At 43.2% G+C, this 19,206-nt stretch carries 20 protein-coding genes and 1 pseudogene; 18 read left to right on the forward strand and 3 right to left on the reverse strand.

Going from position 1 to position 19,206, the window contains the following annotated elements:
- The first annotated feature begins 647 nt into the window (after positions 1–647).
- The 3 genes from G575_RS0106450 (at position 648) to G575_RS0106460 (ending at position 4,042) form a co-directional block, all read left to right on the forward strand.
- Positions 648–2,546 (forward strand): ABC-F family ATP-binding cassette domain-containing protein, encoded by a 1,899-nt coding sequence (locus G575_RS0106450; protein ID WP_027972012.1) that lies wholly within the window; start codon positions 648–650, stop codon positions 2,544–2,546.
- 190 nt (positions 2,547–2,736) lie between these two features.
- On the forward strand, positions 2,737–3,213 hold the full coding sequence (locus tag G575_RS0106455) for a helix-turn-helix domain-containing protein (protein ID WP_027972013.1): 477 nt from the start codon (positions 2,737–2,739) through the stop codon (positions 3,211–3,213).
- A gap of 1 nt (position 3,214) precedes the next feature.
- Complete coding sequence (locus tag G575_RS0106460) at positions 3,215–4,042, forward strand: putative RNA methyltransferase (protein WP_027972014.1); 828 nt, start codon at positions 3,215–3,217, stop codon at positions 4,040–4,042.
- A 36-nt stretch (positions 4,043–4,078) separates the two neighbouring features.
- Here the strand turns inward: G575_RS0106460 and gatD are convergent, their stop codons facing one another.
- Both gatD and G575_RS0106470 read right to left on the reverse strand, forming a co-directional pair.
- The gene (gatD, locus tag G575_RS0106465) at positions 4,079–4,864 is read right to left on the reverse strand and encodes a lipid II isoglutaminyl synthase subunit GatD (protein ID WP_027972015.1); all 786 of its coding nucleotides are present in this window, start codon (positions 4,862–4,864) and stop codon (positions 4,079–4,081) included.
- A pseudogene (locus G575_RS0106470) lies at positions 4,864–5,331 on the reverse strand (DUF1727 domain-containing protein); the annotation flags it as partial. The pseudogene G575_RS0106470 and the gene gatD, both read right to left, overlap by 1 nt.
- 15 nt (positions 5,332–5,346) lie before the next feature.
- Here G575_RS0106470 and G575_RS0106475 point away from each other — a divergent pair.
- The 14 genes from G575_RS0106475 (at position 5,347) to G575_RS0106540 (ending at position 16,623) form a co-directional block, all read left to right on the forward strand.
- Positions 5,347–6,171 (forward strand): Rgg family transcriptional regulator, encoded by an 825-nt coding sequence (locus G575_RS0106475; RefSeq protein ID WP_051176962.1) that lies wholly within the window; start codon positions 5,347–5,349, stop codon positions 6,169–6,171.
- Positions 6,172–6,236: 65 nt separating this feature from the next.
- Entirely contained in the window at positions 6,237–7,424 is a 1,188-nt protein-coding gene (locus tag G575_RS0106480; protein WP_027972018.1) for an MFS transporter, read from the forward strand.
- 138 nt (positions 7,425–7,562) lie between these two features.
- On the forward strand, positions 7,563–7,985 hold the full coding sequence (locus G575_RS0106485) for a DUF1836 domain-containing protein (protein ID WP_027972019.1): 423 nt from the start codon (positions 7,563–7,565) through the stop codon (positions 7,983–7,985).
- Positions 7,986–7,994: 9 nt separating this feature from the next.
- Positions 7,995–8,648 carry a PAQR family membrane homeostasis protein TrhA gene (gene trhA / locus G575_RS0106490; protein WP_027972020.1) on the forward strand — a complete coding sequence of 218 codons (654 nt, stop codon included), beginning with the start codon at positions 7,995–7,997 and terminating at the stop codon, positions 8,646–8,648.
- Between the two features lie 69 nt (positions 8,649–8,717).
- Complete coding sequence (locus G575_RS11255; RefSeq protein WP_051176964.1) at positions 8,718–9,755, forward strand: DNA glycosylase AlkZ-like family protein; 1,038 nt, start codon at positions 8,718–8,720, stop codon at positions 9,753–9,755.
- 81 nt (positions 9,756–9,836) lie between these two features.
- Positions 9,837–10,661: an alpha/beta hydrolase gene (locus G575_RS0106500; protein ID WP_027972021.1), complete on the forward strand. Its 825-nt coding sequence runs from the start codon at positions 9,837–9,839 to the stop codon at positions 10,659–10,661.
- A gap of 27 nt (positions 10,662–10,688) precedes the next feature.
- Positions 10,689–11,435: an esterase family protein gene (locus G575_RS0106505; RefSeq protein WP_027972022.1), complete on the forward strand. Its 747-nt coding sequence runs from the start codon at positions 10,689–10,691 to the stop codon at positions 11,433–11,435.
- 12 nt (positions 11,436–11,447) lie between these two features.
- Positions 11,448–12,614, forward strand: coding sequence for an ATP-grasp domain-containing protein (locus tag G575_RS0106510; RefSeq protein WP_027972023.1), 1,167 nt, complete (start codon positions 11,448–11,450; stop codon positions 12,612–12,614).
- A 132-nt stretch (positions 12,615–12,746) separates the two neighbouring features.
- Positions 12,747–12,887, forward strand: coding sequence for a hypothetical protein (locus G575_RS12165; protein WP_156874727.1), 141 nt, complete (start codon positions 12,747–12,749; stop codon positions 12,885–12,887).
- Between the two features lie 12 nt (positions 12,888–12,899).
- On the forward strand, positions 12,900–13,274 hold the full coding sequence (locus G575_RS0106520; RefSeq protein WP_027972024.1) for a NisI/SpaI family lantibiotic immunity lipoprotein: 375 nt from the start codon (positions 12,900–12,902) through the stop codon (positions 13,272–13,274).
- Between the two features lie 22 nt (positions 13,275–13,296).
- Positions 13,297–14,049: an ABC transporter ATP-binding protein gene (locus tag G575_RS0106525; RefSeq protein ID WP_024410062.1), complete on the forward strand. Its 753-nt coding sequence runs from the start codon at positions 13,297–13,299 to the stop codon at positions 14,047–14,049.
- Positions 14,050–16,041: an FtsX-like permease family protein gene (locus G575_RS0106530; protein WP_027972025.1), complete on the forward strand. Its 1,992-nt coding sequence runs from the start codon at positions 14,050–14,052 to the stop codon at positions 16,039–16,041. It begins immediately after the preceding gene.
- Between the two features lie 92 nt (positions 16,042–16,133).
- Positions 16,134–16,373, forward strand: coding sequence for a type II toxin-antitoxin system RelB family antitoxin (relB, locus tag G575_RS0106535; protein WP_024411326.1), 240 nt, complete (start codon positions 16,134–16,136; stop codon positions 16,371–16,373).
- Positions 16,363–16,623, forward strand: coding sequence for a type II toxin-antitoxin system RelE family toxin (locus G575_RS0106540; RefSeq protein ID WP_027972026.1), 261 nt, complete (start codon positions 16,363–16,365; stop codon positions 16,621–16,623). The genes relB and G575_RS0106540 overlap by 11 nt, the downstream gene beginning before the upstream one ends.
- A 128-nt stretch (positions 16,624–16,751) precedes the next feature.
- Here G575_RS0106540 and citC read toward each other — a convergent pair whose 3' ends face one another.
- Positions 16,752–17,801 carry a [citrate (pro-3S)-lyase] ligase gene (gene citC / locus G575_RS0106545; RefSeq protein WP_037622789.1) on the reverse strand — a complete coding sequence of 350 codons (1,050 nt, stop codon included), beginning with the start codon at positions 17,799–17,801 and terminating at the stop codon, positions 16,752–16,754.
- 317 nt (positions 17,802–18,118) lie between these two features.
- On the opposite strand from citC, the gene G575_RS0106550 reads away from it, so the two are divergent.
- Positions 18,119–19,180, forward strand: coding sequence for an AbrB family transcriptional regulator (locus G575_RS0106550; RefSeq protein ID WP_027972028.1), 1,062 nt, complete (start codon positions 18,119–18,121; stop codon positions 19,178–19,180).
- Positions 19,181–19,206 lie beyond the last annotated feature (26 nt).

Below are 19,206 nucleotides of genomic sequence, written 5' to 3' on the forward strand. Positions count from 1 at the left end.
AGCGAGTTAATAGATTAGTCAATTTATTCCATGAAAGACAGACTAAACTATAAGAAATAGATGACTGAGGTAATAATCCTCTATCCTACTTTTTGAAATCAACGAATAAGACTGACAGAGTATGGATTGTTAGAATAACGACTCTAGGTTTATACTTGGGAATAATATGATTTAGTAACGCACTGTTCACCTCGCTTTCTGATGTTACTTAGTAACCTATTTTAATAGTATCGTGGATTTGAAAATTTATCAGCTAAACTCAGTCGTTAGGAATGACACACTCTTTTCAGAATGAGAAGCGATTAATGCGCTATAATAACATGCGGTTAACTTAAACGTTTAAAGTCAAATTGATCATAAAGAAACGTTTGCTAACTCTGTATTTTCAATATTCAGTGATGAATAATTCCAATGCTTGTTTTGATAAACAATTGTCAGATGATTTTTATAATCTTAATATACTATTTTATGCGTATTGCGTCAATTATTTATAGAATTCTTTTTGTCATTCGTTCGATTATTATAGTGTTAGAAAACACTGTAAATTTAAAATAAGGGTAGGCAAAATCACGGAGCCTTATATGAACCTTGTAAGGATAGGACTGTGTTGATTTGGTCTCTTGTCTGGTCTGTGGTATAATATTTTCATGATTATTCTAAGCGGAAACAAGATTGAACGCTCTTTTGCGGGCGAGGTTTTATTTAACAATATCAACATTCAAGTGGACGAGCGGGATCGGATTGCCCTTGTCGGAAAAAATGGGGCAGGCAAGTCCACCTTGCTAAAAATCCTTGTCGGAGAAGAAGCAGCGACCAGCGGTGAGATTTCCACCAAGCGTGATTTGTCCCTTTCTTATCTGGCACAGGACAGCCGTTTTGAGTCGGAAAATACTATTTACGATGAAATGCTCCGTGTCTTTGACGACCTGCGGACGACGGAGAAACGCCTGCGGACCATGGAAGAGCAGATGGGCAGCCTATCTGGTAGCGACCTAGATCAACTGATGAAAACCTACGATAGTCTGTCAGAGGAATTTCGTCTGGCAGGTGGTTTTAGCTATGAGGCGGATATTCGTGCCATTTTGAACGGCTTTAAGTTTGACCAGACCATGTGGGACATGAAAATCTCCGAACTCTCCGGCGGTCAAAATACCCGATTGGCTCTGGCAAAAATGCTGCTTGAAAGCCCAGAACTCTTGGTCCTAGACGAGCCGACCAACCACCTTGATATTGAAACCATTGCCTGGTTGGAAAACTATCTGGTCAACTACAAGGGAGCTTTGATTATCGTCAGTCACGACCGCTATTTCTTGGACAAGGTAGCGACCATAACGCTGGACTTGACCAAGCATTCCTTGGATCGCTATGTGGGCAATTATTCTCAGTTTGTTGAGCTCAAAGAGCAGAAATTACAGACTGAGTTGCAAAACTATGAAAAGCAGCAGAAGGAAATTGCCAAGTTAGAAGACTTTGTCCAGAAAAATATCGTCCGTGCTTCGACCACCAAGCGTGCTCAGGCTAGGCGCAAGCAATTGGAAAAGATGGATCGACTGGACAAGCCAACTGCCCATAACAAGTCTGCTAACATGACCTTCCAGTCGGACAAGACTTCTGGCAATATCGTCTTGACAGTGGAAAATGCTGCGGTGGGCTACGATGGAGATATCCTTTCTCAGCCCATTTCCATTGACCAACGTAAGCTCGATGCCATTGCCATTGTTGGTCCCAATGGAATCGGAAAAACAACCCTACTCAAATCAATCATCGGAGCTCTGCCATTTATCAAAGGGGAAGCCAAGCTCGGTGCCAATGTGGAAGTGGGCTACTATGACCAGACCCAGTCAGCCCTGACACCTTCCAATACGGTCTTGGAGGAACTCTGGTCAGCCTTTCCGACCACGCCTGAAGTGGAAATCCGCAACCGTCTGGGAGCCTTTCTCTTTTCAGGCGATGACGTCAAAAAGTCCGTTTCCATGCTATCGGGTGGGGAAAAGGCCCGCCTGCTCCTTGCCAAGCTATCCATGGAAAACAACAACTTCCTCATCCTCGACGAGCCGACCAACCACCTGGACATCGACAGCAAGGAAGTCCTGGAAAATGCCCTCATCGACTTTGACGGAACCCTGCTCTTTGTCAGCCACGACCGTTATTTCATCAACCGCGTCGCCACCAAGGTTCTGGAAATCTCGGAAACAGGCTCCACGCTCTACTTGGGCGATTATGACTATTATCTGGAGAAAAAGGCAGAGCAGGAAGCAGAAGCCCAGCCTGACCAGCTAGAAAGTACCAGCCAATCAGCCGGAGCCATGGACTACCAAGCCCAAAAGGAAAACCAAAAAGAGCAACGCAAACTAGCCCGCCGCATCGAGCAAATCGAGGCAGAAATCGATAGCACCGAAAACCGCCTGAGCGAACTCAACCAAGCCATGCTAGAAACAAACGATATCGGCCAGCTGACCGATTACCAGAAAGAAATCGACCAACTGACCAGCCAACAAGAAAGCCTCATGGAAGAATGGGAAGACTTATCGGAGCAGCTTGGCTAGGTTGACAGGTAGTTGTCAGAAACCTTATCAGTTCAAGCCTGCAAGCAGGTCTTGCGAGGAAAAAAGTCTGCCGCAAAATTCTCTTGCGGTCAAAAATAACTTTTGCAAGCCAGCCTTTCTTGGCAAATATTGACCTACAAGCTAAGATAAAGTCAGGACCTGGTAGACAGGGCCTAGAAAGGAGAACGAAATGAACTTTGGACAACAAATCAAAGACTTACGGAAGAAGGAAGGTTTGACCCAGGAACAGTTTGCCCTCAAGCTCAATGTGACACGGCAGGCTGTTTCCAACTGGGAAAATGACAAAAACCTACCCGACTTGGAACTCTTGATTCTCATGTCCTCTGTCTTTTCAATCTCCCTAGATCAACTTATCTTAGGAGGAACTGACATGAACAACATGACAGAAAAACTAGTCAAGGACGGTCGTGAAGGTCGCCGTACCCAGATGCACCTGACTATTACCATTATCGGAAGCTTTCTCATGGTTTTAGGCCTTGTATGTTTTCTTATCAAGGCCAATTCCGTTGAATATGTCGATTTCAATGGCATTCTACACGAAAACTTCTACCTGCTCCCAGTCGGATACTTGCTAGTCTTTACAGGAGCCATTGCCACGCTCCTATCAGGACTAGCCCTGCACCGTTTTAGAAAAGAAAGCAAGTAAGATGACTAAACACCAACGTTTTGCCAATAGCGACCAATTTTTCGCCTGTCCACATTGTGGGCAGGCTCTTGGTCTTGACCAGAGCAGTCTTCGCTGCCCCAACCGCCACACTTTTGACATCGCCAAGCAGGGCTATGTCAACCTAGCACCCCAGGTCAAGCAGTCTGCCAACTACCACAAGTCTAGCTTTGAAAACCGCCAGGCCTTTTTAGAGGCGGGCTATTACGATCATCTCTACGAGGCTTTGGAGGGGAAAATAGCAGAGCTGGGCTTGCGGTCTGTCCTAGACATCGGTTGTGGGGAGGGCTTTTATTCCCGTAAGTTAGCCGAGAAAATGGACTTGGACATTCTTGCTTTTGATATTTCCAAGGATTCCATTCTCCTAGCAGCCAAATCTGACAGGACCAAGTCGGTCAAATGGTTTGTCGGTGACTTGACCAAGTTACCTATTCAAGACCAGACGATTGACGGTATCTTGGACATCTTCTCCCCAGCTAATTATCAGGAGTTTGCCAGAGTGTTGAAAGCTGGTGGGGCTATTCTCAAGCTGGTCCCAGGACCCAATCACCTCAAGGAGCTCCGCCATTTAGCCAAAGACCAACTCCGCAAGGAATCCTATGATAACCAAGATATCGTGGACCATTTCAAGTCTTACGTGGGGCAGGTGGAGCAAGTGCTGGTCAGCCGGACCCTGCCCATAACTGTCGCCCATGCTCAAGTCTTGGCAGGCATGACGCCTCTCTTTTTCCAAGTAGACCAGTCCAAGCTGGATTTGAGTCAGTTGACCGAGATTACGGTTGAGGGCTTACTTTTGATTGGAAGTATATAAAATAAAACCGCCTCTATGATCAGAAGCGGTTTTGCTTTATTTCTCAAACTCTGCCTTGCTTTTCACATCGCCGTATTCTTCAGCGACTTCTTTACTGAGGATGTCAGCGTAGCTGGCAAGTTGGATGTCTTGTCCGTATTTTTTACGGAGGGCAGTTGTGACCAAGCGGTAGGCCAGGTTGGCATTGCGGGACAGGATTGGTCCGTGGAAGTAGCTACCGAAGGTATTTTTATAGTGTAAGCCTTCGCCGCCGTCTTCCTTGTTATTGCCATTACCATAGACAACCTTGCCCAGCGGTTTTTGGTTGTCAGCTAGGAAGGTACGGCCTTGGTGGTTTTCAAAACCGTAGTAGGTTTCGTTGAACTCATCGTTATGAATCTTGATGTCACCGATGTAGCGGTTGTTGGTCTGGTTGAGGGTGTAGTGGCCCATTATACCCAGTCCGTCAATCTTGCGGCCACCAGCTTCGATGTAGTATTGACCGAGCAACTGGAAGCCACCGCAGATAGCCAGCATGACACCGTCATTTTCGATAAAATCTGCTAGGCTGTCTTTTTTAGTTGGTAAATCTTTTGCAAGAATAGATTGTTCATAGTCCTGACCACCACCGAAAAAGGCGATGTCGTAGAAATTTTTGTCAAATTCATCTGTCAGCGAAACGATGTCCACCTGAACACGAGCACCGAGCTTTTCAGCCACATACTTGAGCATGAGGATATTGCCATTGTCACCGTAGGTGTTCATCAAATCACCGTAGAGATGGGCGACGTGGAGATCGTAGAGATAGTCTTTTTCAGGACTTTTTAATGACGTATAGACCATTATTTCATCTCCTTTCCAACGGCTTGGCGTTGAGCCAGCAGGTCGCGGAATTCGAGCATAGCTGTATAAGTAGCTAAAATATAAGCATGTTGGCTACTCGATTGCTCAATCAAGGTCATGATGTCTTCCAGTTTTGGTGTTTCAGTAATCTGGTCTTCAGGATAGCCAGTCACACGGAGGCGACGGGCGATTTCAGACGAACGAACACCACCTGCAAAGACTTGGGGAATGTCCATTTGGGTAATCTGCTCAAAGTCAGCATCCCAAATCCAGCTGGTATCAATACCGTCAGCGTAGTTGGCATTGAGAAGGACTGACAGGCTAAAATCGTATGGAGCCAGTTTCATCATTTCAATGGCCTGAGTAGCACCAACTGGGTTTTTAATCAAGACCAGTGTACAATCTTTATCGCCCAGTTTAAAGGTTTCTTGGCGGCCGAAGACTGCCTTAGATTTGTCAAATCCTTTCGGTTAGATAGGCAGATGACACTAGCTCAAGTGACAGGTCCTGACTTGTCTTTGTCTCAATTGTCACGTTTTGAACGGGGCGAATCGGACCTGACAGTGGCCCGCTTTCTCTACGCACTGCATAAGATTAATGTGACTGCCGATGAATATATGGATAGGGTTCATCATTACAAGCGTGAGGAACAGATTACACTCATGTCTCGGATGGCTCGTCTTCACTACAAGCACGATATCCGTGGGCTTGAGGCACTGGTAGAAGCCGAAGTGGTAAAGTTTACTGAAGACCCTGAGAATAAGCAGGCACTGCTCAACAGCATCTTGTTTAAAGGGATGATATGTGATCTAGATCAGAGCCGTCAGATGTCCCTCTCAGATCTTGCTACGGTGTCAGATCATCTGTTTTGCACGGAAAATTGGACCATTGTTGAGCTGATTCTCATCGGCAATCTCATCGCTTTTTATGAGACAGCTTTTATTTGTCAGATTATCGATGAGGTGTTAAAGCGCAAGCCATTTTATCAAGAAATAGCCACTCATCGCAATCTAGTGGAAGCTACCTTACTAAATGTCATGCAAATCATGATTGAAAGAGGAGAGCTGTCACTGGCTAAAAGCTATGAGGCACGGCTAGCCCCTATGTTAGACAATGAGAGAAATGCCTATCATCGCATCCTTTATCTTTACTTTAAAGGCTTTCTAGTCTATGCTTCTGGGGAAAAAGCTGGCGCAGAGGAGATGAAAAAGGCTATACAAATCTTTGACTGGTTGGAAAGTCCGCATCATGCTAAAACTTATCAGGATCATTTTGACCGTTGGATAGGAAAAAATTCCCATATATAATAAAAATAGAAGAACCACCTGCTATTGCGTTATACTAATGCTCTACAAATAGAAAGGTGGTTTTTATGAATACCAATGCTAAAAAACTCTTAATCAGCCGCGTGGTCAATAAACTAGGAGATAGTCTCTATGATTTTGGTAACAATAGCTGGATAGCATCACTAGGAACTGTCGGTCAGACTTATCTAGGCGCTTATCAGATAGCTGATTTGCTGGTGTCCATCCTGATTAATCCTTTTGGTGGGGCAATCTCTGATCGCTTCAAACGGCGAAAGATTTTACTATGGACCGATGCGATAGGCGGTCTGATGTGTTTAGTGGTTGCCTGCTTGGGAAATGAAAGGCACATGCTGTATGGCTTGATTTTGGTCAACATGGTATTGGCGCTTTCCTCAGCTTTTTCAAGCCCTTCCTACAAGGCATTTGTGCCAGAAGTGGTTGAAAAAGAGGAGCTTGTCTCCTATAATGCCAAACTAGAGACCTTAGTCCAGCTGATTAAGGTGTCATCTCCTTTAGTTGCCTATTGGCTGTTACGTGCTTTGGGCATTCGGCTGACCTTGTTGTTAGATAGTGCCACCTTTTTTGTCTCATTTATAACAGTCTATCTTATCCGTGTCGATGAGGCTAAGGATAGTGATGTCAAGAGAACCCCGTTTACGATAAGAGGGATTTTGAGCGATATTTGGGATGGCTTTTCTTATATTCGGAAAGAGAAGGAAATCTTCTTTTTGCTGATTATAGCTGCTGTGGTCAATATTTTTGCAGCTATGCTGATGTACTTACTTCCTTTTAGCAATGGCCTCTTTGCAAGTGATAATGCTTATGCTAATCTAATGAGTTTTGCTGCTATTGGTGCTTTGTCTGGTGCTTTTCTAGCGAGTCGTCTTATAGCAGGGTCAACTAAGATGCTGATGTTTCTGGTGATTTCTGGCTTGGGGTATGCCCTCATTGGTTTCTCAGCATTGATAGGTTTACCTCACTTAGTTTCCTTTACGGGAAATTTTTTAGCAGAAGCCAGTATGGTTGTCTTTAACATTCATTTTTTCAGTCGGGTACAAGCTCGTGTATCAAAGGCTTACATGGGGCGGGTCATCTCTACCATTTACACTGTAGCCATTCTCTTTATGCCACTTGGTACGTTGACTATGACCATCTTGCCGTCTAGCGTTCATATCGCTAGTTTTATTTGGATTGGCTTAGGCTTTTGTGTGACGGGGCTTATGGCTATTGCTTATCAGAGAAGGCTAGCCTAACAAGTGCTCCTGAATAGCTAAGACTTCGTATTGGCCTTCCATATGAACCTTTCTGTGACTAGAAAGGTTTTTTAGTTGCAAGTATATTTGTAAAATGATATTATCTAGTTAACAAAACTAGATTAAGGAGTTTTAAAAATGTTCTCCAATATTCCCTACTGGTCAGACTTACCGGATTTAGAACTTTACCTTGATCAGGTATTGCTTTTAGTCAATCAAACAGCACAGCCATTTCCCCAAGCGACAGATAAAGGACTGACTGCTTCTATGGTCAATAATTATGTTAAGCATGGTTATATCGAAAAGCCTTTTAAGAAAAAGTATCAAAAGCAACAGCTAGCAAGGTTAATTGCGATTACTTTTTTAAAAAATACGTTTTCGATTCAAGAAATTAGCCGCGTTTTAGATCATTTACGCAGTCAGGGAGATTCTGAAACTCTTTATAATTATTTTGTTGCTGCCATGAGAGAGGAGCAGGCTGATGTGCCTCTCATTATTGAAACGGCTTGCCAAACTTTAAAATGCTATTTTGCTACCCATCAACTACTGGAAAACTTATGAGGAATTGTCATGAATACCACCTTAAAATTAAGCAAACGCCTGACATTTGGAGAAGAGATTGGCAATAGTGTCACTCATGCCATAGGGGCTTTAACCATGTTGATTCTGCTTCCCATTACAGCAGTACATGCTTATACAAGCTATAATCTCAAAGCAGCCGTTGGCATGTCAATTTTTGTCATCAGTCTTTTTTTGATGTTTTTATCATCGGCCGTATATCATAGCATGAGCTATGGTTCAACCCACAAGTACATTTTGCGGATCATTGATCACAGTATGATTTACATTGCCATTGCAGGCTCGTACACTCCTGTTGCTTTTTTGCTTTTGGAAGGATGGCAAAGCTATTTGATTATCATTTTGCAGTGGGGAATCACTATTTTTGGGATTTTATATAAGATATTTGCTAAAACAATTCATGAAAAATTCAGTCTAGCTCTCTATCTGACTATGGGATGGCTGGTTGTGTTCATTTTACCTGCTATTGTCACAAAGACAGGTTTATTATTTTGGCTCTTAATGCTATTTGGAGGGCTATCTTACACTTTTGGAGCCATTTTTTATGCCCGAAAACGCCCCTACGATCATATGATTTGGCATCTTTTTATCATGTTGGCTTCAGCTCTGCAATATATGGCTATTGTCTTTTACATGTTGCCTTAATTAGCTTATCCAGACACCTCCGGGTGTCTTTTGTGTTATACTGGGGTTAGAAAAGCGAAGGAGAAACGAATGAATTACGATACTTGGAAGGGGATTATCCTGCAGAAACAGGGCTTATTAGCTCCCCAGTCTGCCCAGAGAATCTGCCAAAATCTCAATGGTTTACAGGCTCAGTTTCAACCCTATGTTCATGTCGGATTTCGCAACCGTATGACAGCAGAGGATTTTCATGAGGGGAGCTGGCAGCAAGAACTGACACGCCAGTGGTCCATTCGACGAACGGTTCATGCCTATCTCAAGTCGGAAATTCCTCTCTATATCCACGAGGGGCGGATGGCTAGTACCGACTATCTTCAAACCGTCGGTCGCGATGATTTTTCACCTCAAACCAAGCAGAAGTATCATCGGCTCATCCTAGAAGCCTTGGAACAAGCCCCTATGACCCGCGAGGAGCTGAAAATCCTCTGTCGTGCGGAAAAGATGACGCAGGAAGAGGAGAAGCAGGTTTTCAATGCTTGGGGCGGCCTTTTTCGCTACATGGTCGAGCGTGGGGAAGTCTATCAGGAGTACGGTGCCAAACGCTTTCATCGCCTGACAGACTGTCAGCCACTTTCTCGGGAAAAAGCAGAGCTGGAAATCGCTCGTCGGTATTTTGCAGGTTTTGGTCCTGTCAGCTTAGCGGATGCCCGTTACTACTTCAAGGAAAATAAGTCGACGGTCCTAGATTGGATGAGGCAGTTGGATTTAAAAACTATAGAAGTAGCTGGGGAAGAACGCTTTTATCTAGGAGAATTAGAAGAAGCAGAAGTGCCAGACTGCCTCTTCATTGCAGGTTTTGACCAACTTTTGCTAGGTTACGAAAAAAAAGGCAATCCATTCTTTGATCCAAAGCATATCCGCCAGATTTATACACTGACAGGCATTGTCAAGCCCGTTGTTTTCTACAAGGGACGAGTGGTTGCGACCTGGCGACGAGATAAGGACAGGATTGAAGTGTCTATCTTTGAAAATCTGACCAGCCATGAACAGAAAGAACTGGAAAACTACAGACAGAACTACGAGGAACGGCTCAAACAGGAAGCTAGTTTGTTCGGAAAGAACGAATAATAAAGTAAAATAACTAAATTTTCTGAATATTTCGTAGAAACTATGATATAATACTAGATATACTGTCAGAAAGAGATGCCTATGAACAAGTCTTATTTTTACCTCGATATGCGAACACATGAGTTGCAAGTTCCCTATCTCAAGCAAAATCGCCGTGTTCGTGTCCTTTTGCCAAAAAATTATGAAGAAGACACCGACCAGCACTATCCAGTGGTCTATTTCCACGATGGGCAAAATGTCCTCTATAGCAAGGAAGCCTTTTCGGGTCATTCTTGGAAGGTCATTCCAGCTATCAAGCGTAACCCTGACATTGCCCGGATGATTGTGGTGGCCATTGACAATGACGGACTGAATCGGATGCACGAGTATTCTGCTTGGAAATACAGCGAAACAAGCATTCCTGGTGTCCAATTTGGTGGCAAGGGAACAGAGTATGCGGAGTTTGTCATGGATGTGGTCAAACCCTTCATTGACCAAACCTATCGCACCAAGCCTGACAAGGCTCACACCGCCATGATTGGCTCGTCCTTGGGAGGCAATATCACGCAGTTTATGGGGCTAGCTTATCAAGACCAAATTGGCTGTCTAGGGGTCTTTTCATCAGCCAATTGGCTCCATCAAGATGCCTTTGACCGCTATATTGAGCGGCAGAACTTGGACAAGGACCAACGGGTTTATATCTACGTTGGAACAGAAGAAGCAGATGATACAGACAAGACGCTGATGGCAGGCAATATCAAGCAGGCCTACATCGACTCTTCCCTGACCTACTATCGTCAGTTGGTTGCAGGAGGCGTTGAATTGGATAATCTAGCCTTAGAAGTCATCTCAGGTGCCATTCACAATGAAGAAGCCTGGGCCCAGTTTTTACCGGATTGCTTGCGTTTTTTAAGTGAGAAATGGTAGTTTTTAGAAAATAGTGAGGAGAATGATATGCACGTTGAATTTTTAAGTCACTGGTCAGGAAATCTTGGCCGCGAAATGAATCTAAACCGTTATGGACACGCAGGGATTCCTGTGGTTGTATTTGCTTCATCAGGTGGCTCTTACAATGAATACGCTGATTTTGGGATGATTGAGGCTTGTCGTGGCTCGATTGAAGCTGGTCATGTTCAGTTTTTCACCTTGACAAGTTTTGATACAGAAAGCTGGTTGGCAGAGTGGAAATCTGTGCACGATAAGGCTGAGGCTCACCGTGCCTATGAACGTTATGTGATTGAAGAAGCAATTCCCTTTATCAAGCATAAGACAGGATGGTTTGACCCTATGATGACCACAGGTTGCTCGATGGGTGCCTATCATGCCCTCAACTTCTTCCTCCAGCACCCTGATGTCTTTAACAAGGTGATTGCCTTGTCTGGTATCTACGATGCTCGCTTCTTTAACAACAATCAAGACTACGGACATGACGATGTTGTCTATCAAAATTCACCAGCGGACTACATATGGAATCAGAACGACGGCTGGTTTATCGACAAATACCGTCAAGCTGATATTATTGTCTGCACAGGTTTGGGCGACTGGGAGCAGGATGGACTGGATTCCTTCTACAAACTCAAAGCTGCCTTTGAAGAGAAGAATATCCCTGCCTGGTTTGACACCTGGGGGACAGATGTGGCACATGATTGGGTCTGGTGGAGAAAGCAGATGCCTTACTTCCTACACGCAATCGGTCTATAAGGAGAGTTTTCTATGAATTATTTAGTAATTTCACCCTTTTATCCTGAGAATTTCCAGCCTTTTACCATTGAACTGGCTAAGAAAGAGGGAGTAAAGGTACTCGGGATTGGACAAGAGCCCTACGATCAACTTCCTGAAGAGCTCCGCCATGCCCTTACAGAATACTTCCGTGTGGAAGACTTGGAGAATATCGACGAAGTCAAGCGAGCGACGGCTTTCTTGATTTATAAGCATGGGCCAATCGATCGCATCGAGTCCCATAATGAGCACTGGTTGGAAAATGATGCTAGTCTCCGTAAGCAATTTGATGTGTTCGGTGCCAAGCCAAATCACCTCAAGAAAACCAAGTTCAAGTCCGAGATGAAAAAGTACTTCAAGCAGGCTGGAGTGCCTGTTGTGCCGGGGCAAGTGGTGCGAACAGACAATGACATCAATCGAGCGGTCAAGCACATCGGTTTTCCCATGATTGCCAAGCCTGATAACGGAGTAGGGGCTTCAGGAACCTTCAAATTGACTAGCCCAGAAGATTTGGAAACCTTCAAGCAAAACTGGGACCGTCAGGTTGTCTATTTCTTTGAGAAATTTGTGGATTCCAGCATTATCACCACCTATGACGGCTTGGTTGATGCCAAGGGCAATGTGGTTTTTGAAACGGGTCTGACCTATGTCCACACACCTCTAGAGCTCATGCTGTCTAGGAAGGACAATGCCTACTACATCGAGAAGGAACTGGATCCCAAGTTGGTGGAATATGGGCGTTCCATTGTCAAATCCTTCGGCATGAAGGAGCGTTTTTTCCATATCGAGTTTTTCAAGGATGGCGATGATTACATTGCGATTGAGTACAACAACCGCATGGCAGGTGGTTTTACTGTAGAGGCCTATAACTACGCTCATTCGCTTGATCTCTTCCGCGATTATGCCAATATCGTTGTCGGACAAGACGTGGCTGACCGCCCATTTGCTCCACAATATTGCTTGGTCGCAACCCGCCGTGACACAACCAACTATGTCCACACGGCAGATGACATTCACAGTCGCTACGCAGACCAACTCAAGACCGTCAAACGTATGCCAGATGCCTTTGCGGAATTGCAAGGAAACGATGCCTACCTGCTAGTTACCGATAGCAAAGTGACCTTGGATGAGATGATTGACTTCATTGGTAAAACGAAATAAACTCAGTAGAAGATGCCAGAAATGGTATCTTTTTTCTTACAAACTTGTAAGTTTTGAGACCAAACTTGTAAGAGTAGCAGTACCGGAAATGAACTATAATGGACACATAAGAAAAAGAAAGAAGGAAATCTTATGTCATTCAAGTTTCTACAAGCAAAACAAATTGAAGAAAAAACGTTCTCAGAAAAAGAGAAGATGGAACTCATGGAACAAGCTGCATTCTTTGAAGAACTTGCCCATGATTTGCAAAGTATGCGATTTATGGCATACTAGAGGGAGGAAACTATGAAAAAGAAAGCATTTGGCTTGCTAGCTTTGGGCAGTATAATGCTAACCGCTTGTTCTGCCTCTTCAGCAGGTCTTAGCTTTGATGAAGGCTATCAGACCTTTCATTACAAAGGAAAAGACTATGCTATTAGTAAGGTCGAAGTAACAGAAGATAGTATCCAAAGAACAGAAGTTCAGTTTATGGAATGGCCAGCGGTCAAAGATAATGGATCGGTAAAAGAAACTGTTTCCTTGAATAACCTTTATGTGACTTCTAGTCATGACTGGGTTATCGGCGTTCAGGACAGCTATTATAAGATAGGGTCTGAGAAGGACGTTGCGAAATCAGACCGTATCAACTATCAAGAAGTACTTGATCAAGCAGATGAATAAATAAAGAAAAGTAGGAGTAACTATGTTATTAGAAATCAATCATTTAGAAAAAGTTTACCGCACGCGTTTTTCAAAAGAGGAAACTCGTGCCTTGCAAGATGTGGATTTTAAGGTAGAAGAGGGCGAGTTTATCGCCATCATGGGTGAAAGTGGTTCAGGTAAGACGACTTTGCTCAATATTCTAGCAACCTTGGACAAGCCAACTCGTGGCTCTGTTCTTTTGAACAATCAAGATATTACCAAAATCAAGGAGAGCGAGCTGGCCGATTTTCGCTTGCGTAATCTTGGCTTTGTCTTCCAAGATTTTAATCTCTTGGACACCCTGTCCATCCAAGACAATATCTTTTTACCTCTGGTATTGGCACGTACCAGCCATGAGGAAATGGAAAAACGTTTGAAAGCTTTAGCTCCAAAATTACGCATTCAAGATTTGCTGAAAAAACGTCCCTTTGAACTTTCTGGTGGACAAAAGCAGCGCGTGGCCATTGCTCGTAGTTTGATTACCCAGCCACAGATTGTCCTAGCGGACGAACCGACAGCTGCCCTAGATTACCGCAATTCGGAAGACTTGCTGAATTTGTTTGAAGACATCAACTTAGACGGGCAAACCATTCTCATGGTGACTCACTCAGCCAACGCAGCTAGTCATGCTAAGCGAGTACTCTTTATCAAGGACGGGCGGATTTTCCATCAACTATACAAGGCAGGCAAGAGCAATCAAGACTTTGCCAAGGAAATTTCGCTCAATATGTCTGCACTTTTAGGGGGTGAGTAGATGTTTTACCTCAAACTTGCTGGGCAAAATATCCGAAAATCCATGGGTGTGTTTGCTCCCTTCGTTTTAGCCAGTCTTGTGCTATTTACTCTGATTTGTTCCATGTTCTTACTCATGCTGAGTCCAGTTATGAAGACCATGGGCTCTGGTGCCGTTTCTATCGGTCTTGGTGTTGTTGTTCTGACCATTTTCTCGGTCATTATGGAGATTTATAGTTTTAATTTCCTGATGAAACAACGGGCGAGGGAATTTGGTCTCTATAACATGCTGGGGATGAACAAGAAAAAAGTAGCCTTGATAGCCAGCCTAGAATTGATGATGATTTTCTTGCTAGTTGTGGTTCTTGGTTCTATCTTAGCTGGTGTGTTTTCAAATGTTCTCTACTTGATTTTTGTCAATATAACACATTATAGTGATTTGCATTTTGGAATAGCCCCTTTGGCCTTTGTCATGACCGCCTTTCTCTTTGCTGGTATCTTCTTTCTCTTGGAATTGCTAGCCATTCGGACCATTGGTAAGACCAGTCCGCTGATTTTGTTCCGAGCTAGTGAGAAAGGGGAGAAGGAGCCAAAAGGCAATGTTCTTCTAGCTGCTCTTGGTGTAGTGGGACTGGGTATTGGATACTACCTATCACTTTCATCTAAAGCAGAAGGTGTAGCTCTTATCTTTCGGTTCTTTATCGCTGTGCTCTTTGTTATTGCGGGGACCTATCTGTTCTACATCAGCTTTATGACTTGGTATTTGAAGGCTCGTCGAAAAAACAAGCGGTATTTCTATACGCCAGAGCATTTCATTACGACTTCGCAGATGATTTTTCGGATGAAGCAGCACGCAACAGGTTTGGCCAATATCACACTACTTGCGGTCATGGCCTTTGTGACCATTGCGACAACGACGTCCCTCTATACAGGTATGGCAAATATGACCAGTGGACTTTATCCAAAGGAAACATCCATTACCTATCATGTTGCGGATAGAAGTCAGGGTGAAAGTGCCTATCAGCAATCGGTGCTCAGCCATTTTCCAGAAAAAGCCAATGACAGCTTATCTTATCTGACCTATCAAGCTGGTCTAGTCTATGATGGTGGGAGTGAGATTGTTGTTAGCCCAGAAACTATTGCCAATCCAGACTTTAGCAAGATGGCCTTTACCTACTTCATCACCCAAGATGATTTCAGGAAGTTGGGCAATGACTTGCCAAAACTTTCTGCCAATCAAGTTGCCTTTATGCGTCCGAGTGAAAAGTCTTCGCTAGAGAAAGTCACTTTGGGTGATAGTACTTTCGAGAATGTAGTAAATCTTGATACAGCTATTTTCCCTGATATTACTAATACGCTCAATGCTGCCGTCATGGTGGTTAGTGATGATAGTGTTCTGGAAACCATTCGTAGCTTCTATGAATCAAACAATCCGCAAGGCTATCAGGTTAGTCTGGACTACCGTGTCTTTACCGACTTGACCAATGAAGAAGTAGCAAAAGTCGGTGAACAGGTAGGTGCTGCCTATAATATCAGCGATGCCAATGGAGAATCTTTTGGATACGTCATGCAGAAAACAGACTTTACCAATATGATCATGGGCCTCACAGGTGGTTTCCTCTTTACAGGCTTCTTGTTGGGCATTAGTTTCTTGCTGGGTGCTGCCTTGATTATTTACTACAAACAGGATTCGGAAGGGCATGAGGACAAGAAATCCTACAAGATTTTACAGGAAGTGGGTATGAGCCAGCAGGCTGTAAAGAAAACCATCAACTCTCAAACGCTTTTGGTCTTCTTTATGCCACTGGCTATGGCGACCCTGCACTTTGTCGTCGCCCTGGTCATGCTCAAGCAGATGCTGCTGATGTTTGGTGTGATTTCTTCTGGCATGATTTACGTTTCTTCTGGCGTGATTTACACGGTTAGTGGTATTACATTACTTGCAGTTACCTTGATTTACTTTGTCATTTACAAGTGGACCAGCCGAACCTATTATCGCATTATTGAACGGTAGCAGAAGTCTCGCCTTGTGCGAGATTTCTTGAATTTTCAGGGAAATGGTGTTACAATGGTAATACCAAAGGAATACTAGAAGAGGTGAGAAAAATGGCAGCTATCACATTGAAAGTATCTGAGCAGGACAAGCTCTTTATGCAGGCTATGGCAAAGTTTGAAGGTGTGAGTTTGTCAGAACTCATTCGGACTAAAACCCTTGAAGCCCTTGAAGACGAATACGATGCGCGTGTGGCAGACCTTGCTTGGGCAGAATACCAAGAAGACTTGGCGAATGGCATTGAGCCGATAACATTAGAACAAATGGCTGAGGAGTTGGGCATTGAGTTATAAGGTTATTTTGTCTGCTAAGGCTCAAAAGCAAATTCGAAAGATGGATAAAACGGCTGCAAGTTTGATTTTGCGGTATCTTTACAAGCATATTGACGGTTGCGACAACCCCAGACAATACGGAAAGGCCTTGACTGCCAATCGTTCTGGCCAATGGCGATACCGTATCGGTAATTACAGGGTCATCGTCAGCATTGAGGATGATAAATTGATCGTAACAGCCCTTGAAGTCGGGCGTAAAAAAAGTCTATAAATCATCATCACAAAATGAAGATAGGTCACACCTCTTAAAGAGTATGACCGTTTAAAATCGTATGATAAAAAGCTAGATAAGATTCGTAACAGTCTTACCTAGCTTTTTTGTATTGAAGAGAGACTCAATTAATAGTGAATGACATTCTTTTCCTGACGAATACGTGCGATAATAGCCTGAGCAGCTTCTGATTTAAAATAATCCAAAGAGGTCTTAGGCAGTAAGTGTTCTAAAAGATTCCAGTCGCCCTCTTTGATAGCTTGTCTAGCTGTGGAGGCACTGATCGGTCGGTCAGCAGCAAACGTTTTACGTGGAATAATGAAGCAATCAATGCCGTGTTCCGGAAGTTTCTCCTTCATGATTTGATTGTACAGATTGGTCACTAGACTCGTTGGCTCGTCTCCCACATAACGACGACTAATCCCTAATTGTTGAGCAATTTTCGTGAAAATTTCAAGATCAATTTCAGCCTGACTTTCAATGACTGACGTCTGATCTTTTTGAAAATAAGCTGGGAATGTCGATTGGCTGATAATGTAATCTCCACTGTCATGATAAATAATGTTTTTTAAGTGAGAGGTCCCTTTCAAAACCAGTTCTTTACGGACGGAAAAAGGGACTAGACTAGCATCTTCGCTGACCATAAAGAGATGTAGCAAATCATTCTCTTGACTAGCTTTTTCAATTAAATACTGATGCCCAAGAGTAAAAGGGTTAGCATTGACCACAATTGCAGCAACTCTTGGAGGGTTTTGAGCAGGTCTTTCAAGGTGATTGAGATAATGTTGGAAACCTGAGGCTTTATTTTCCATAAAGCTAACAAGATTTTCTATGCGGACGATTTCTTTAAATCCCAAATCAGCAAAGAATGGGGCTGTGCAGGTTTTAGTGTATAAAAAGAGGTGAAAATGCCCTTGATCAGCCTGATAGTCAATCAGATGACTGACTATCATATTCATCAAGCCTTCCCCCTGATACTTGCTTGATACCGCTAGGCAGCGCAGCGTATTCCCAAAAGTAGATCCCGTAGCAATCACTTGCCCTTGGTCATCATAGATTGCACAGGTATAATCGAGATTAGCATCACGCCGAATACCTTCTTCAGATAACAAGGCATCAACCTTAGCGATAGTAGCTTTATCAGCATTAAAAACTTTGGAAACGATATAGTGAGACATAATTGACCTTTCTAGTTAATGAATACAATGAACGGTTTGAAGCGTATTAATCATGTAGTTATTTCCAGATTTTCAAATAATAACTATCTGATATCGAGATGGCTCTACTAGTTACATAATGTGTCCAGTTAATTTCTTGGATGAAGACATAGTGAGATATTCTAATACGTATTATAACATTATTTCAGCGTAAAGACAGACAATCATTATAAAATAGCATAGCGAAGCTTCCCAGTCTTTTTAGATATCTCGTCATTAAATCAAGATTAAAAAATATATGATATAATAGTATCAAATACACTTTGAAAGGGGATAACATGTTGTTCCTTATCCTAACAATTGGAATTGGGACTTTAGGGGGATTGTTGGCGCGGCAGATGAAGGTTCCTGCACCCTTTATGATTGGAAGTATGGTAACTGTAGCTATTGTCTCCATGACGACAGGAAAGATGGAAAGCAGTAACTTGATGAAACTGTTTGCTCAAATGGTTAGTGGGAGCTACATTGGTCAAACCATCAGTAAAGATGATCTCCTTAATCTGCCTAAGATTGGAAAATCAATCGTGGGTCTCATGGCATTATTTACCTTAAACATGCTTGTTTTGGGACTTATATTCATCTATGTTTTTCATATGGATCCTGTGACAGCTCTTCTAAGTTGTCTCCCTGGTGGGATTATGGATGTTTCATTGATGGCGATTGATATGGGAGCGCAAGCAGATGTGGTAGCAACCCTTCAATCGGCTCGTTTAATAGGTATTTTGATTCTGCTTCCTATCTGGGTCAATTTTTGGGTGACAGGTTTGGGGCAAGCAGGACCATCAAAGGATGATACTGTTTCTACTCCATCTACAACTAGCAGCTCTACCTTATCGCGACAATCGCAAGGCTTTAATAATATAGTGGTTCTCCTCGTCTCTGCTATTGGTGGCAGCATCGGTTACTGGCTGGGAGTTCCGGTTGGAACTTTGATATTCTCCCTCATTTTTTCATCCCTATTAAAAATAACTTGTAAGACTTCTCAGCTTTCTAAATCCATTCGTTTTACGGCACAAGTTTTTGCTGGTTCCATTATAGGGACCAGCTTTACGCAGGAGAGTCTGTTGCGAATGCTGCATCTCATTTTTCCTATTATCTTGCTACTCAGTAGTTATCTGATTATCAATATTCTTTTTGGCTATGTCATGTACAAGAGAAAGGTCTTCGATTTGCAGTCAGCTTTATTTGCTTCCTCACCGGCAGGAGCAACCGATATCTCACTACTAGCAGGGGATTTGGGAGGTGATTTAGCAAAAATTGCTAGTATTCAAATTAGTCGCACTCTCTATACGGTCATTATCATGCCGTTATTGGTCAAATTGATTCTGCAATTGTTATAGATAAAACAGCTCTGAAATGAATCAGA

Source organism: Streptococcus plurextorum DSM 22810, assembly GCF_000423745.1.
Taxonomy (GTDB): Bacteria; Bacillota; Bacilli; order Lactobacillales; family Streptococcaceae; genus Streptococcus; species Streptococcus plurextorum.

Coding starts and splice junctions, on each gene's coding strand:
- G575_RS0106450 (WP_027972012.1), top strand. CDS start 648: ATGATTATTCTAAGCGGAAACAAGATTGAACGCTCTTTTGCGGGCGAG.
- G575_RS0106455 (WP_027972013.1), top strand. CDS start 2,737: ATGAACTTTGGACAACAAATCAAAGACTTACGGAAGAAGGAAGGTTTG.
- G575_RS0106460 (WP_027972014.1), top strand. CDS start 3,215: ATGACTAAACACCAACGTTTTGCCAATAGCGACCAATTTTTCGCCTGT.
- gatD (WP_027972015.1), bottom strand. CDS start 4,864: ATGGTCTATACGTCATTAAAAAGTCCTGAAAAAGACTATCTCTACGAT.
- G575_RS0106475 (WP_051176962.1), top strand. CDS start 5,347: ATGACACTAGCTCAAGTGACAGGTCCTGACTTGTCTTTGTCTCAATTG.
- G575_RS0106480 (WP_027972018.1), top strand. CDS start 6,237: ATGAATACCAATGCTAAAAAACTCTTAATCAGCCGCGTGGTCAATAAA.
- G575_RS0106485 (WP_027972019.1), top strand. CDS start 7,563: ATGTTCTCCAATATTCCCTACTGGTCAGACTTACCGGATTTAGAACTT.
- trhA (WP_027972020.1), top strand. CDS start 7,995: ATGAATACCACCTTAAAATTAAGCAAACGCCTGACATTTGGAGAAGAG.
- G575_RS11255 (WP_051176964.1), top strand. CDS start 8,718: ATGAATTACGATACTTGGAAGGGGATTATCCTGCAGAAACAGGGCTTA.
- G575_RS0106500 (WP_027972021.1), top strand. CDS start 9,837: ATGAACAAGTCTTATTTTTACCTCGATATGCGAACACATGAGTTGCAA.
- G575_RS0106505 (WP_027972022.1), top strand. CDS start 10,689: ATGCACGTTGAATTTTTAAGTCACTGGTCAGGAAATCTTGGCCGCGAA.
- G575_RS0106510 (WP_027972023.1), top strand. CDS start 11,448: ATGAATTATTTAGTAATTTCACCCTTTTATCCTGAGAATTTCCAGCCT.
- G575_RS12165 (WP_156874727.1), top strand. CDS start 12,747: ATGTCATTCAAGTTTCTACAAGCAAAACAAATTGAAGAAAAAACGTTC.
- G575_RS0106520 (WP_027972024.1), top strand. CDS start 12,900: ATGAAAAAGAAAGCATTTGGCTTGCTAGCTTTGGGCAGTATAATGCTA.
- G575_RS0106525 (WP_024410062.1), top strand. CDS start 13,297: ATGTTATTAGAAATCAATCATTTAGAAAAAGTTTACCGCACGCGTTTT.
- G575_RS0106530 (WP_027972025.1), top strand. CDS start 14,050: ATGTTTTACCTCAAACTTGCTGGGCAAAATATCCGAAAATCCATGGGT.
- relB (WP_024411326.1), top strand. CDS start 16,134: ATGGCAGCTATCACATTGAAAGTATCTGAGCAGGACAAGCTCTTTATG.
- citC (WP_037622789.1), bottom strand. CDS start 17,801: ATGTCTCACTATATCGTTTCCAAAGTTTTTAATGCTGATAAAGCTACT.
- G575_RS0106550 (WP_027972028.1), top strand. CDS start 18,119: ATGTTGTTCCTTATCCTAACAATTGGAATTGGGACTTTAGGGGGATTG.